Source organism: Paenibacillus sp. O199, from assembly GCF_001636635.1.
GTDB lineage: Bacteria > Bacillota > Bacilli > Paenibacillales > Paenibacillaceae > Paenibacillus > Paenibacillus marchantiae.
On sequence record NZ_LGRP01000007.1, the window covers coordinates 201189 to 216181 of the forward strand.

Here is a 14993-nt window from a genome sequence, read left to right on the forward strand (position 1 = left end):
CGCCACCAGGGCGACTTCATAACGGTATAGCATTTTCCTCGCTTATAGCGTAGTTAACAATGCTAAGCTATTTTTTTAACATTTGCCCCTGACTATCATTATCATTGGCATTTTCTTTAAAATAAATTTCGTTCAGAACGTTGACACGAACGTTGATCTTTTGCTCCAGCTTCGGAAACCACTTGGTTTTCCATTCCTTTAATTTCCCCTCCGACAGTTGGGGTCGAAATATCATGCCTACACCCAATACATCCGATTTAAAAGATTGAACCTTCCTTACCGTTTCATTAAACTGTTGGCTGATCTGTTCTTTCATTTCTTTCTCAATCACCGCGTTACCCTTACTTTCAGGGCTTTCCGTAATCACTACATTGAGAAGAATATCCGTCAGGATGGATGGCCCGTTCTCCGACCAAGAGGTCTTGTGTTTGATTTTGGTGTCTTGAATAAGAACACTCGTGTTCTGTGCCACTTCAATGGTTCCCCCTGAATATTTCCCTTTAAATAAATTAAACAAAAGTGTCTCTTCCTGATTGAGCGTTCCTACCATGCGGTCATCCCGCATCACGGCCGTGCCTTTAAAGGTGAACAAAGTTCGATCGCCGTTTTTGAGCATGGGGATGGCCATGTCTTCCGTATATGAATTTTGGTTTTGATAAGCTTCCCATATTCGGACGATGGATTGATTGGGCGTCCACCCGGCATCCTGGCTAAAAAAGTCGTAGGAAGAAATTTCAGGTGTTGGCGAAATTTGATGATACATCGTCTTCTCAAAATCACCGTCAATAACCCCTACCAAGCCTTTAATCGAGATATCATTCGCTCTCACAGCAAAATTGATGATGTTATCAATTCCCTGCTCTGCGACTTTCCTGTCGATTAGCAATAATCTCAAATGTACCAATTCGATGCTTTTTTCGGAATCCGTGCGAATCAAATCAATGGCTTTACTGATGGATTTCGCTTCTTTGTCAAGAATTTGGGTTTTACCTGATGCATCGGGTATTTGGAGAATGATCCTGTATTTTTCAGTGTTTCCCTTTCCCACTCCCATGACAACAGGCAGATATTGTTTGTTAATATCCTTGGTATCCCAACATCCCGGAAGTAACATCATCATAGATAAGCCTACAATCAGAGTCTTGATGATGCGCATGTTCATGTACTCACCCTCTTTCGCTGCCATTGCGCCGCGAGGAATACAATGATTGGAAAACCGATAACGCTATAAACGCAAAAGAAAGAATTCAGGTACAGGTATGAATTCAAAGCGTTGACATCCGGTATCATGAGACTGAACACGTACAAGGTGAAGCACACCACGGAAAGAACCCATAATCGATTGATTTTCGGCATAAATAACTGATTCAGCAGGGACACCAGAATCCAGAGTAAAACGGAAACCTTTAGAACACCCAGCGCACTGGAGGCTACCACGTAGAAGCTTGGAAGCCAGTCAAATACAACCCACTCTAGATCAATGGTATCCGATGCCATAAGCATGGGATATTGCAAATGAATTACCGTTTCCTGACCGAATACGAGAAGCGGAACATATACAGATCCCAAAGCAAACACAAATATGATACCAACCGCAGCAGCTGCTTTACCAAAACTAAGCCGTTGCTTGGAGGGAATCATGCCAAGGAATAGGAACCCGGCTGAAATGACCGTACATACATAGAAATCCGAATTGGAGAAAAACGACATTCCACTATCCCAAATCGGAAAAATGTAGCTGATTCTGAAATTCTGGATGCTGATCATCATGGAGAAAAAAATGAATGGCATCAAGAGAATACACAATCCGATGCTCGCCCGAATCATGACCTCGAGTCCCTTCCAAACAGCATAGAAACACAGAACGATAAAGAGAGCTGATGTTGCTACTGGCGGTGTTCTCTGTAGTAATACAGCTTTGATTTCGACAGACTGGAAGTACATAAGCAATAACAGCTCGATATATAGGAAGATCAACATCGGCAGAACGATCAGTCTCGTTAGCCATTTGCCCAGTGATTCATTACAGATATCCACCACTGTTTTCCCCGGAAACTGCGACAACGCTTTTAAGTACATCCATAGAACCAGTAGCTCTGCCAAAAAGAGGATCGTTATGGGTTCCCAGTGTCCTTTTGAAGTCGCAGAGATGATCCGTTCAGGAAAGATGGCAAAGATCGAAGCGAGGTGAAGCAGAACAAACATAGTAAGAATCTGGGCTTTATTCATCCTGAGCCTTTCCTTTCACACTTAAACTTAAGTAGGGAACGGAGCAAGTACTCAACGAGGAAAAATACAATATAATCCAAATCATCGCAGCCTCAAGACCCCATATCCCAAAGAAGGAACTGATGATCATGACAACATATTTATACATTCGTATACCCGTCGTATTCATATAACCCGCCAGCACAAAATTAGCGATCGCAGAGGCAACTAGAATAATAATTAATAGATTACTGACAAGTTTAGCTTGGACAATGGCTTGACCCAACAGAATACCGCCAATCATGGTTATGGTGGGTCCGATGTTCTTTGGTAGTCGAATCGTGGCTTCGATAATCATCTCCAGAAGCAACATTACCAGCAGCATTTCGATCAACGAAGGATAAGGGACCCCTTCCCTGCTCTTGGCTACCGTGATGGCTAACTGGATTCGCAACAGTTCCGGGTTTACCGAATTAAGCACAATATACAGACCTGGAAGTGTGATAGCCAAAAGTGCACCAATCGCCCGGATGGTTCGTAAAAACACCTGAAATAGATACGGGTAGTTGACGTCCAACGTAGTTGACCACAAATCCGTTATGATCGCTGGGAAAGCAAAAGCAAACGAATATTGGTCAATCAAAATAACCACTTTTCCGTTCATCATATTCTGTACCATCTCACCCGGTAGCTCCGAAGAGATATACGTTGGCGTTATTGAGAATCTGGGATGCCCCAGTATACTAAGCAGGTCCCTTACCGTATTCAGTTCCTTATCTTTATTTTGTTCCAGCTTATCCCGAATTGCCGCAATGACTTTCGGTTGGGCAACTCCCTCAATGTACACCATGGCAATTTTCTTGGTAGACTGAACCCCTGTCTCTCTGCTTTCGATCACCAACTGGTCGGATATCATTTTTTTTCGCAACAAACCTATATTTTTATCAATATCTTCTGTAAAAGCATCGAATGCAGATTGAAGGGGATTTTCGCTCTCTGGCGAGCTTACGGACCGTGAAATTCCAGGAGGTTCCGGTTCAATGACTGCTGCTAATCCTTTTGTGCTGAACAACACAAGTTTCCCATGCAGGAGATTGTTGCATAGTTCGTCCAATGACATGGATGCTTCTTCTTCAAAAGGACTGAACATTTTCAGAAAAGATTCGTTCTCATTACCACTTGCCGCTTGATTTATTGTGGACAACGTTGTCGGAAGATCGACTAGCGTTTTCACGAAGTATGCTCTGAATTTCTGATTGGCGATAAGCACGTCTTTATTGCTGAAATCCGTGCTCTTTTCGAAACGGTCATAGAGTTGCTTTTCAATATCGTGAAGATCCTGTTCATGGATTCGCTGCAAATTTTACCACCTCTTCTGAAGTAGTATGTCGTTAAGAAAAAAGTTTATTCAGAAATTAACCTTGATTTACACTGTAATTTAGAAGCTTTTGTCTCTCTTTTATCACGTATAGATCCCTTCCTAAATAATTGTTTTCAATATTTTTGAACTGGAAACCAAAATTGAATATAATATTGTAATGCACCAATGGGTGGGAGGATAGGCCATGAATAAAGAGGAACAGGTCTTAGTGGGTTTCAGGGACTTATATAACAAGCTGGTTTGGCTTAATAAAGATAAGATGGAAGAAAGTCTTAAGGGGTATAAACCTTCTGAAGTACATTGCATCGAATACATTGAAAAAAATGCAGATTCCAATGTAACAAAGCTTGCAGAGTCCTTTTATATGACTCGAGGTGCGATAAGTAAATTAACGAAGAAGCTCATAGAAAAAGGCCTGATCGAAAGCTATCAGAAATCGGATAACAAGAAAGAGATCTATTTTAGGCTTACAGAGCAAGGGAAAGTCATTTATCAAATCCATGAGGATCTTCACAACGAGTTTCAAGAGCGAGATAAAGTTGTATTCGAACAGGTAACCGACGAACAATTTGACAGTATGCTTAACTTCGTGGACAAGTATAATCGGCATCTGGATGCAGAAATAAAGAAGCTGGGTACAGATCTGAAGTCGGAATAAATCTCAATAATGAAAGTTAAACTAAAGGCAGCCGGACTCTATTTGAGAACAGGCTGTTTTTTTATTGTTATTATTTTGTTGACAAGGAAACAAAGCAGTTGTACGATATTAATGTTTCCAAGGAAATAAAATCACGACGTTTGAGAGGAGAAATTAATGTTTAAATCACGATCACATCATACACAGAACACAGAACAAACCATAGACAAACACGCTTTATTATTCGGTCTGATCTCTGTGTTTCTTTGCGGAATAGGCTTCAGTATTATCGCGCCTGTTGTCCCATTTCTAGTACAGCCTTATACAAGCAGTCCAGGAGAACAAGCTATCGTTGTTACGCTGCTGACCTCTGTTTATGCCTTTTGCGTATTTTTTGCGTCCCCCGTGCTTGGAGCTCTGAGCGATAAATATGGCCGTCGTCCATTGCTCCTGGTATGCCTTTTGGGTTCCGCAATCGGATACTTGGTTTTCGGCATAGGTGGAGCCCTATGGATACTCTTTGCGGGGCGTATAATCGAGGGTATAACAGGAGGAAGCATAGGTACAATCTTCGCATATTTTGCGGACATCATCCCACCCGAACAGAGAACCAAATACTTTGGATGGGTGAGTGCGGTTGTAGGTGTAGGCACCGTCATTGGCCCGACTGTAGGCGGATTACTCGCCAAGATTGATTATTCTGCACCCATGTATTTTGGAGCAATCATAACTTTGGTGAATGTTATATATGGATTCTTTTTTATGCCTGAGAGTCTTGCCAAGAAACATAGACTGAAAGAAATTACTTTGGTGAGACTTAATCCATTCATACAGCTTGCAAACCTGCTTTCCATGAAAAACTTAAACAGACTACTGATCTCAGCCTTCTTACTTTGGATACCCAACGGATCTTTACAGGCCGTTTTCTCACAATTTTCAATGGATACTTTCAATTGGAAGCCTGCAATAATTGGATTAATGTTCTCGATTATGGGTGTCCAGGACATCATCTCACAAGGTCTCATCATGCCTAAGCTTTTGAAAAAGCTTAGCGATAAACAGATAGCCATTCTTGGAATGATTTCAGAGATTATAGGTTACAGTCTCATTGCACTGTCTACTTTGTTCTCATTCTATCCACTGTTTATCGTGGGCATGTTTATCTTTGGTTTTGGTGATTCGATCTTCGGGCCTTCCTTCAATGGCATGCTCTCCAAATCTGTCGATTCTAGTGAACAAGGCAGGGTTCAAGGCGGTAGCCAATCTATCCAGGCTTTAGCAAGAATGATTGGTCCTATCATTGGAGGTCAAATCTATGTATCGCTTGGTCATGCTGCACCCGCCATTATGGGTGTGATCCTTATAGCAGCGGCAATACCCGTTTTGTATAAGCGAAAACAAGTAATTATTTAAAATGCCTACTTTCATCAGGCAAGTATTGGATTGATTGGTGGGCAAGACACCACAGAACAGAAAATAGGGTTTCAGAACTTAGGTACAGGTTCTGAAACCCTATTTGTCTGCAGTTCGGGATGTCGAGACAATTAGTCTACCTTTCCAAACTCCAGTACATAGATGGATGAAGGACGTAATGCGTAACCACGCTGCCAATCCTCGGTCAAAACACTCCGTTCTGTGCACTTGATATGATTGGGTTGAAACACGGAGTTGATGTTATTGTACGAATCGCTGGTAATCTCATATAAGGTCCCCTCTTCACTCACATCGAAAACTTGTAAATCCAGCTCAACCGATACTTCCTCCAAGCTTCGGTTCACAATAAACAAGGTGACCCTGCTGCCATCAACATTCGTTCCGGCTACAACATCCAGATCGGGGAGTGCATCCAGCTCTACAGGCGTTTTTTGGTTTGAAGTTACAGAGAATGTTCCACATTCAGCTTCTACAGGTAGGATATGATGAATATCCCGATTCGCGTAAAGCTTTAATACTTCATAGGTTGGAGTTCCATAGATCGTGAGTGGGTGTCCACTCCATCCAGCATACTTGCCCCGATATTGATCCGCATAGAAATCCCCGACACGGATACATCCCCCAAGCCAACCATTGACCAGATCGGAGAAACTGCCAATTTGCACGCTATCGCTGCAACGAATCATTTCATTCAGATTGGCGGCATTCGCCACGGCTGCTCCAAGGGTATGCTCGTCTGGCAGTCCTTTTCGCACAGTGTTTGGATAGTACATCGTGTTATATTCGGTGATGGCCAGCTTCACATGCTGATGTTTGATGTCGGAATGAATGACCTCCATTGTTCGGTGTATATAGTGCCGGGTCCACTCGGGATAACTAGCCATTGCTTTATACCGATCCTCAGCCGGTGTATCCCGATTCATGCCAAAGGGACCGTAGCCGTGGTATAAATGTAATGTTAAATAATCGATATACTCCCCTGCCAGAGCAAGCACAGTTTTATTCCAATCCTGCTCGTAATGTCCACAGGCCAGCAATACAATGGAAGGATCTGCTTCCTTCATCGTTTTGGCAAACTGTACGGTCCGCTCCGCAAATTGCTCCGCAGAGCAAACTCCAACTTGCCATTGCCCCCACACCTCGTTGCCGATCTCCCAATACTTCACATGATATGGTTCCGGAGATCCGTTCTTCGCCCGAAGAGCCCCCATTGGGGTATCTACACTTCCATTACAATATTCAATCCATTGGGCGGCCTCTTGAGGTGTACCCGATCCATCGTTCACACAAATCAGAGGTTCCACCTCCAGCTCGTAACAAAAGCGGATAAATTCATCCGTTCCGAAATATTTGCTGGTCCATCCTCCCCATGCCTCGTTGTACATGACTGGCCTCTCCAGAATCGGCCCAACGCCATGCTCCCAGTGATAGGCGCTAATGTAGTTCCCTGCAAGTCTCATCATGCCTGCGTTTAGTTCTCTGGTCATCTCTATTATTTCGCTTTTTACCAGAGCAATATGATCCACAGGCAATAAAGACACATGGTCCAGCCAGAGCATTCCCGTGGAGACATGATCGATCCATCTTGGATGCTCTGTCGGAACATACACCCGAATCTCTGCATCTGAACAAGCACGTAGGATCGTCAGCCGTCCTTCATAATCCTGCCAGTTATGGCTGTGCAATTCGATTTTCAACTGACCGAGCACTTCTTCCGTACGTCTATCGACCGCCTCCACCATCAAATACTGGAGTTCGATGGAGGCTCGCGCAACTATACGAACGGTGTAGTCCATAGGCCCTTTCAATGCGCAGCTTTGTGCAATCCCGGCGTACGCTTCATCATCACTAAAGATACGAATACGCTGAGCGCGACCCGAATGTCTGGGAGCCGGGGCTTCCATTGCATATTGCGTATTTCTTCCGTTGGTGTAGGTACTCCAGCTTCCCGATACAGAAGCGCTTGATTCAGCCTCGCTTTCAAAGTCCATATCCTTCAATGGAAATGCAAGCATCGCTTCCATATGGTCTCGGATGTCTTCCACAAAATGCCCAAACAAATAAGGGTTGACCGTGTGTTCGCTTACACGACTACAATCTATACTAATTCTGGCGTTTGATTTCAACATAAGTCCTCCATCATTGTGGTTGATATGGATTTAACCTTTAATCGATCCAATCATGACCCCTTTAACAAAATGGCGCTGCACAAAAGGATACATCAACAGTACAGGCAAACTGGAGACGATAATCACCGCATACTTGATGCTCTCCGCGAGCAGGATTTTGTCTTCCAAACCAAGGCTGCCGTCCACTGCATCGGATTGGCTGATCAGCAGAATTTCGCGCAGTACCAACTGAAGCGGATGCAGATTTTCGTTACGAATATAGATGAGCGCGTTAAAAAAAGAATTCCAATGGCCTACGGCATAGAACAGCACCATCACGGCCAGGATCGGCTTGGACAGGGGCAGGATAATGCTCACAAGCAGCCGCCAATTGGAGCACCCATCCATGTGGGCAGCTTCTTGAAGCTCCCAGGGAATACTCGACTGAAAATACGTTCTCATCACGATTAGATTGTACGTGGCGATTGCGCCGGGAATGATCAGAGCCCACATCGTATCCACCATGCCCAGATTTTTGACCAATAGATACGTTGGAATTAATCCGCCACTGAAGAACATCGTTAGCGTGATAAACACCATGATTACATTACGTCCAGGAAGATCAGGTCTGGAAAGAGGGTATGCGGCCAACACGGTCATGATAATGTTAATCACAGTGCCCACGACCGTATAAAATATCGTATTGCGGTACCCCACCCATATCTTCTCGTTGTGCAAAATATTCGTGTAGGCGTCCAACGTCAGTCCTTTGGGCAGTAACCAGACTTCTCCGTTTAATACTTTTGTGGGATCACTGAACGAAGCGCTCACGATAAAAATCAGCGGGTACAGCACAGCGATAATAATGATTGAGGCTATGATGTAGATGATTACATCGAAAATCCGTTCATTGGAACTGGCTTGTAATGTCGCCTGCTTGGACATAGGATCTTACCCTCCTTTACCATAAGCTCGTCTCAGACGTCTTCCGCGCAATCCGATTGACCAGTAAAAGTAACAGCAGATTAATGATTGAATTAAAAAGCCCGATAGCAGCTGTATAGCTGTATTCTCCCTTGAGGATACCTGTCGTATAGACAAACGTTGAAATGACGTCGCTCGATTCCAGATTGAGATTGTTTTGCATCAGCAAAATTTTCTCAAACCCTACGTTCATGAAATGACCGATGTCCAGAATGAGCAAAATGATGACGACCGGAGCGATGCCGGGTAGCGAAATATGCCAAATCCGCCTTAGCCTTGATGCTCCATCCATCTTGGCAGCTTCATACAAATGCGGGTTCACTCCGCTCAAGGCTGCAATATAGATGATGGATTGCCAGCCCATGTTCTGCCATATATTCGAACTGATAAAAATGGTTTTGAACCAACCTGCTTCCTCAAGAAAACGGATCGGTGTACCTCCGAATGCCTCAATTAGCAGATTGACTGGACCCGTATGGGGCGAGAGAAACACATTCAGTATGCCAACGATAACGACCACTGAAATAAAGTGGGGAATATACGTAATATTTTGCAGCCATTTGCTGAAGGTTTTATTGCGAATTTCATTAATGATTAGTGCCAGCAGAATCGGAATCGGAAAGGCAATCAATAAGGAGAACAAGTTAATGGATAATGTATTCCATATAAGTCTCCAGAAATAATAGGAATCAAAGAATCGTTCGAAGTGTCCAAAGCCTTCCCAGCTGCTGCCCAGAATCCCTTTAGCCGGATTGAAATTTTTGAACGCAATTTGCAGTCCATACATAGGGGCATAGTGGAATACCACATACCAAGTGACTGGCAGAAGCAGCATAAGGTACAGGTCCAATCTTTTACCCATTTGCCTTAACAGGCCTGAACTCTTTTTCGGATGGCTTCGTGGCATCGTCATCGTTGTATCGGTTTTGACGCTTTTCATAGGCAACTGCTCCTCATCCATGATGTTTCAGCATTATTTCTGCATCTTGTCAAAGGCATCCTGATACAACTTATCCAGTTCCTCAACTCTCATCTTTTTGAGCGTGGCCTGGAATTGCTCCCACTTGTCAAAACCGATTGCACCGACTATAAATTTTGTACTCTGTTCTTCGTAATATTTATCGATATCATTTCGAAGGATGTTAACTTCCTGGGCGGTTTGCTCATCAAACATCGGAGCCGCATAGCGAACTTTTGGCATGAACGGATCGAGCTTTTGCTGCGCCTCCTGCACCTGAGGTGGATTGATAAAGGAAGCAACCTGTTCACTGATGAGATGTGGCGTGCCTCCGCCGGCATAAGGCGTAATTTTGGCCTGGTTACTGATTTCTTTCAAGAAGTCCTCTTTATAGTAAGGAATACCATCCTTCATCTCGTAATGCTCGCCTTCTCTTCCGAATCGGAGCAGGGTAGAACCCTCGTCACTGTAGAAATAATCAATCCAACGCATCGTGACTTCAGGATATTTATTGACGGATGTGATTGCAAAGGCTCCAAAATCCCTGGCTACTGGCAGAGCCTGACTCTGTAAACGGTCACCTTGTGGACCTTCCAGTGGGGCGATACCGGTATATTGGTCTTTGATCGACAAGAAGTTATTGTTCGTCTGGTCAAAGAAAAAACCTGTATTTCCCGATCCCTGCTTGGCCAGATATTGCGCTTCCGTATGTGAAAATATTTCCTGATCCAACAGCTTTTCCTTATACAGCTTATTTAAGTACATCAGCATTTCTTTATTCTGGTCGCTGCCCATCCAGATACTAACTTTGTCATTTTCAATATTAATGTTATAGCCGAGCTGTGAATCCAATCCGAATGACCCACTCATCGCGTTTACAACAGCCAATCCTACGCGGGCTGTCATCGGAAGTTCATCCTGTTTGCCGTTTCCATTCGGATCACCATCACGGAAGGCAAGCAATACATTGTAAAGTTCTTCGGTGGTCTCCGGCACTTTCAGATTCAGCTTGTCCAGCCACATCTGATTGATCCATTTCTTATCCGTACGCGCCGCACTTAGCGTAACAATACCCGGAATCGTATAAATATGGCCCTCTGGTGTAGTAATGCCTGAGCGAATTTCGGGATATTGTTCCATTAATTTCTTCAAATTCGGAGCATATTCATCGATAAGACCTTCTAGTGGGATCAATTGGCCGGCAGAGCCGTAGCGGATGGCTTCAAGCGGGGAAATACCTGAACGGAACAGGGCATCCGGCAGTTCATTCGAAGCAAACAACAGATTTTTTTTCTCCTGAAAACCATCCGTCTGTGCTTCAATGAATTCCACCTTCACATGGCTTAATTTCTCGTAATCCTGAAAGACCGGCATCTCCTTGAAAGGGCCATTTACGGGTGCAATTCGGGTAAACATCTTGAGATTCACCGGTTCGTCCACAATCGGAAACCCGGTCGTATGAATGTCGTTCTTCGAAACCTCTGGTGAAGCTTCGTTATTGGTTCCACCGGAATTGCATCCAGCCAGCATCAAACTGGAAGCGATCATCATCATGATCATATTTCTTCCCCAGCGTTTGCGCATAAAGTTGTGCCCCCCACAATTCTTTATCACCAACGTAATTTGTAAGCGTTCACGGTTGGTGTGTGCTCATTATAATTCACTGGGCATGGAAGGTAATTACAATAATATGACCCTTTACTCCACATATTTTACGAGTTTAGAGTTCTGCTCTTATCTGCCTAGTTTCCCAAGTGCAAAGACGGGAGCTTCGTTTCGTCCTTCCTTTTTCCTGGATTGCTCAAATACGCTTGCGGTGTTAAACCCGTTATTTCTTTGAATACTTTAAAAAAGTAGTTGTGTGTCGTAAATCCCACTTGCATACTTATTTCTTTGATCGAGTATCGGCCGCTGTCCAGCAGCTTGCACCCTGCTTCAATCCGAACCTGATTCAGATATTCTGAAAAAGTCCGCTGCGTCTCCTCCTTGAATATTCTGCTTAAATAGGAGGCATTCAGGCCGATAACGCTTGCCGCAATCTCCAATGTGACATAACCGGAATACCTCTCCAGAATGAATTGGATCGTCTGCGTGACATGGCGAGAATAGGAACCGATTACACGATGTTGATTCAACAAATGAAACAGACTGGAGAAAAAGGACTGCAGGCCTTGCTCCAGTTCTCTTATCGTTTTCATGCGCCCAAGCTCGCTTCTTGAAGGCAGATTAGCTACCGCTGGATCTGTGGAAGGCAAGCAGGTCCTCCATGCTTTATCACCCGTTTGCATGAGCTCGCTGACAATCATCTGAACCGTATGTGAATGGATAGGCAAGTGGTCAATCGAAGCAATAATAGTGGAAATCAATTTATGCACGCCTTGCTTGTCAAACCTTTCAATGGATAACAGAAGCTGCTTGTGCTCCTCAATGGTCAGAGAAACTCGTTGACTCTGATCGTTTTCATGTGAACGCTTGTCCGAACATGGACTTTTAACTTGGAGGGTATGGCTTCTGAGCGTTTTCACAGACGAAGATCCATCGAGTTCGTATTCGGCGGAGCAGTAACTGGATGCAAGCTGTGATAGACTGGTGCATATTGGCCCTACTGCGGTTACACTTTGCAGATTCAGGAACAGTTCCAACGCATGCTGAATCTTCCGCAGTTGTCCATCTACCTCACGCTGCATGATGTGCTCGCTTCGTTCCCTGAAAGAAAACACGATAACAAATCGCCCTTCCTCAACGTACACCGCTGTCCGCTCATGGATATCACCCAGGCTCTGCTGCATCATATCGACGACCTGCTGAACCAGGCCATTGGTCTGCACGTCACTGTATGACTCTGTCAGCAGCAGGAACGGAACAATCTGTAAAGCTGCTGTTGCATATCTGGACGCATGCGGATATAGATTGTCTTTCTGGGAAACGTCTTCAAACCCGTACGTTGTCTTCGTCTGTCTTTTGAGCAAATACAACAAATAATCGCGCATATCCTCGGGACTCACTTTCTCGGCTATGATGCTCTCGGCGACCTGTTTCTCCCGCAACCGATTCTCCTGCTGCAATTCCGATACGGCTTTATTCAGGATGTTGAGCAGTGTTGACTCGTCCAATCGATGCTTAAGCAAATAATCAATGGAGCCATTGTTCAGGCAATCCCGCACATAATCATAATCGTCATAGCTGCTAAGCATAATCGTCTTAACCCCTGGAAAACGTTCCTTGATTGTCCGATTGAGCTCTACACCGCTCATTTCAGGCATATCTACATCAATAATGACAATATGCGGTGGCGACTGCTCAATCATCGTTAAAGCAATTAACCCATTATGCGCCTGACCGCATAATTCAAATCCATAGTCAGCCCAGTCCAATAAGGTCCATAGATTATGGCGTACTAACGGTTCATCATCGACGAGTAGCACCTGAAACATGGCTTATATCACCTCTCGTTTGGTATTTTCCATACTTTTCTCCAGTTTGGGGAGCCAAATTTCAGCTTTGGTGTACACCCCCGGTTCACTGCACAAATGGACACCATATGAGTCGCCGTATGTGCGAACGATTCGTTCGTGTACATTACGTACACCCATTCCACTAAAACGTGATGTTTCTCCGTTTGTACCCGTACCTTTCAGTAAATACTCCCGTTGCTCCTCCGTGATCCCCTTTCCGTTGTCCACCACATCAATATTGAGATTGTTTCCTTCTTCATACACCCGTATCAACACGAATCCATTCTGTTCAAGTGGTCCGATTCCATGAATAATTGCATTTTCAACCAGGGGCTGCAGCATCAGCTTCAACACCCGGCATTCCAGCAATGCGTCATCCTCAATTTCGGTAATCATCCGAATCGGCTTCATATATCTGTACTTCATGATGGAGATGTAATGCTCAACATATGCCAATTCTTCACGCACCGTAAGAAATTCGCTTGAATTACCGAGGACACTTCGCATGAGCTCTATCAACGATCCCGAGACCGCTTCAATGTTTGGAACTCCGTTTAGCCTGGCCAGATACTTGATCGTATTGAGCGAATTGTATAAAAAATGAGGATGGATTTGTGCTTGGAGCGCAGTAAGCTCAGCTTCCCGCTTCTCTTTCTCGCTGACGCGGATTCCTTCGAGCAGATCTTTCAATTCTTCCACCATACCGTTAAAGACATGGTACAGTTGTCCTGTCTCATCTTCACTTTTAATCTCATTTTGGGGAAGTGTCAGATTTCCGTCCTTCACCAACATCATCAGTGATTTTAGTTTTCGGATATTCAGGGTAATTCGGGAAGAGACTTGAAGTGAAACGATCAGTACAACGACAAACACGATAATGGACACCTCTGCCAACAGTTTGCGCAGCTTCACCGATTCGGTCAGCAGAGAATCCATCGGAACCAAAGAAATAGTACTCCACCCAGTATAGTCGGATTGACGGCAAACAACGATATATTCTTTTCCATCAATGTACCGCCTGACCGCTTCACCATCCGTTTTAAATTGCTGATTGATCTCCTTGATTTGCTGATAAGATGGAGTAAGAGGTGAGTCAGTTCGGGTTTCATAGATGAATTGATTTCCCTTGTCCAGCACATAGATCATGCTATCTGTAGTTGGTCTCACGTCATATGTTTTCTGGATAAACTCATAATTAAGATCCACCATGACAAACCCTATGGTCGCACGGTTATAACGAATCTCCCGACCAATGGTAACCGCATCTGATACTCCTGTCTGCTTGAAATATGCGTGCTTTGATCCATTTTGCAGCATGTAATTCATCATTGGCGTACCCAAGATGGTCCTGTCCAGCCAAGGTCCACCTGAGAAAAATACCTTCCCGCTCAGGCCCACCACAGCTATCCGTGAAATATAGGCCTTATAATCGATCAGGGACGATAGAAATTCATCCATCCGCTTCTGTTCCTGAAACCACTCGTAACTGATTTCCTCATTCGGACTGAGCAAAGTGTCAATAACCGTGTTTTTGTTAGTCACCACGACCGTATTCAGACGGTCGATCTCTTCCAGCATTATGTTCAATGATTCATCTGCCTGCCTTATGCTGTCCGAAACCGAAGTAATCGCATTTTGCGTAATCGTTTCACGCATGCTCATATAAACAATGACCGTAATTAAAATAATGGATACTAGGGTAACGGCAATAAAAGCGATAAAAATTTTCCCTTGAATGCTGCGTTTCGGTGAAATCCATCTCTGCAATGTAGAGAGCTTCATTGTGGGAGTCTCCTTTTTCAAGATCCAATAAAAAAGTAAGCGTTCT

The 14993-nt window shown here is 44.2% G+C and carries 11 protein-coding genes; 2 read left to right on the forward strand and 9 right to left on the reverse strand.

Going from position 1 to position 14993, the window contains the following annotated elements; all coding sequences use genetic code 11:
* Window positions 1-67: 67 nt before the first annotated feature.
* Genes A6049_RS13290 through A6049_RS13300 form a run of 3 tightly spaced genes read right to left on the reverse strand, consistent with a single transcriptional unit; the run spans window position 68 to window position 3568 of the window.
* Entirely contained in the window at window positions 68-1162 is a 1095-nt protein-coding gene (locus A6049_RS13290; protein WP_063565103.1) for a Ger(x)C family spore germination protein, read from the reverse strand.
* The gene (locus A6049_RS13295; protein WP_063565104.1) at window positions 1159-2229 is read right to left on the reverse strand and encodes a GerAB/ArcD/ProY family transporter; all 1071 of its coding nucleotides are present in this window, start codon (window positions 2227-2229) and stop codon (window positions 1159-1161) included. Before A6049_RS13295 ends, A6049_RS13290 begins: the two co-directional genes overlap by 4 nt.
* Window positions 2222-3568, reverse strand: coding sequence for a spore germination protein (locus A6049_RS13300; RefSeq protein ID WP_063565105.1), 1347 nt, complete (start codon window positions 3566-3568; stop codon window positions 2222-2224). The genes A6049_RS13295 and A6049_RS13300 overlap by 8 nt, the downstream gene beginning before the upstream one ends.
* 205 nt (window positions 3569-3773) lie before the next feature.
* On the opposite strand from A6049_RS13300, the gene A6049_RS13305 reads away from it, so the two are divergent.
* Together A6049_RS13305 and A6049_RS13310 are read left to right on the forward strand one after the other, a co-directional pair.
* Window positions 3774-4247, forward strand: coding sequence for a MarR family winged helix-turn-helix transcriptional regulator (locus A6049_RS13305; RefSeq protein WP_063565106.1), 474 nt, complete (start codon window positions 3774-3776; stop codon window positions 4245-4247).
* Window positions 4248-4403: 156 nt separating this feature from the next.
* On the forward strand, window positions 4404-5639 hold the full coding sequence (locus A6049_RS13310) for an MFS transporter (RefSeq protein WP_063565107.1): 1236 nt from the start codon (window positions 4404-4406) through the stop codon (window positions 5637-5639).
* A 131-nt stretch (window positions 5640-5770) separates the two neighbouring features.
* On the opposite strand, the gene A6049_RS13315 is transcribed toward A6049_RS13310, so the two are convergent.
* The 6 genes from A6049_RS13315 to A6049_RS13340 form a co-directional block, all read right to left on the reverse strand.
* Window positions 5771-7786: an alpha-L-arabinofuranosidase C-terminal domain-containing protein gene (locus A6049_RS13315; RefSeq protein ID WP_063565235.1), complete on the reverse strand. Its 2016-nt coding sequence runs from the start codon at window positions 7784-7786 to the stop codon at window positions 5771-5773.
* Window positions 7787-7819: 33 nt separating this feature from the next.
* Window positions 7820-8713 carry a carbohydrate ABC transporter permease gene (locus A6049_RS13320; protein WP_063565108.1) on the reverse strand — a complete coding sequence of 298 codons (894 nt, stop codon included), beginning with the start codon at window positions 8711-8713 and terminating at the stop codon, window positions 7820-7822.
* Window positions 8714-8729: 16 nt separating this feature from the next.
* Entirely contained in the window at window positions 8730-9692 is a 963-nt protein-coding gene (locus A6049_RS13325; RefSeq protein ID WP_063565109.1) for an ABC transporter permease, read from the reverse strand.
* A 33-nt stretch (window positions 9693-9725) separates the two neighbouring features.
* The gene (locus A6049_RS13330) at window positions 9726-11294 is read right to left on the reverse strand and encodes an extracellular solute-binding protein (protein WP_063565110.1); all 1569 of its coding nucleotides are present in this window, start codon (window positions 11292-11294) and stop codon (window positions 9726-9728) included.
* A gap of 158 nt (window positions 11295-11452) precedes the next feature.
* Window positions 11453-13144: a response regulator gene (locus A6049_RS13335; RefSeq protein WP_063565111.1), complete on the reverse strand. Its 1692-nt coding sequence runs from the start codon at window positions 13142-13144 to the stop codon at window positions 11453-11455.
* A gap of 3 nt (window positions 13145-13147) precedes the next feature.
* Entirely contained in the window at window positions 13148-14947 is a 1800-nt protein-coding gene (locus A6049_RS13340) for a sensor histidine kinase (protein ID WP_063565112.1), read from the reverse strand.
* Window positions 14948-14993: the final 46 nt, after the last annotated feature.

What these genes read in the sequence shown, in the direction of transcription:
- A6049_RS13290 (WP_063565103.1), bottom strand. Translation starts at nt 1,162, where the DNA reads ATGAACATGCGCATCATCAAGACTCTGATTGTAGGCTTATCTATGATG.
- A6049_RS13295 (WP_063565104.1), bottom strand. Translation starts at nt 2,229, where the DNA reads ATGAATAAAGCCCAGATTCTTACTATGTTTGTTCTGCTTCACCTCGCT.
- A6049_RS13305 (WP_063565106.1), top strand. Translation starts at nt 3,774, where the DNA reads ATGAATAAAGAGGAACAGGTCTTAGTGGGTTTCAGGGACTTATATAAC.
- A6049_RS13310 (WP_063565107.1), top strand. Translation starts at nt 4,404, where the DNA reads ATGTTTAAATCACGATCACATCATACACAGAACACAGAACAAACCATA.
- A6049_RS13320 (WP_063565108.1), bottom strand. Translation starts at nt 8,713, where the DNA reads ATGTCCAAGCAGGCGACATTACAAGCCAGTTCCAATGAACGGATTTTC.
- A6049_RS13325 (WP_063565109.1), bottom strand. Translation starts at nt 9,692, where the DNA reads ATGAAAAGCGTCAAAACCGATACAACGATGACGATGCCACGAAGCCAT.
- A6049_RS13330 (WP_063565110.1), bottom strand. Translation starts at nt 11,294, where the DNA reads ATGCGCAAACGCTGGGGAAGAAATATGATCATGATGATGATCGCTTCC.
- A6049_RS13335 (WP_063565111.1), bottom strand. Translation starts at nt 13,144, where the DNA reads ATGTTTCAGGTGCTACTCGTCGATGATGAACCGTTAGTACGCCATAAT.
- A6049_RS13340 (WP_063565112.1), bottom strand. Translation starts at nt 14,947, where the DNA reads ATGAAGCTCTCTACATTGCAGAGATGGATTTCACCGAAACGCAGCATT.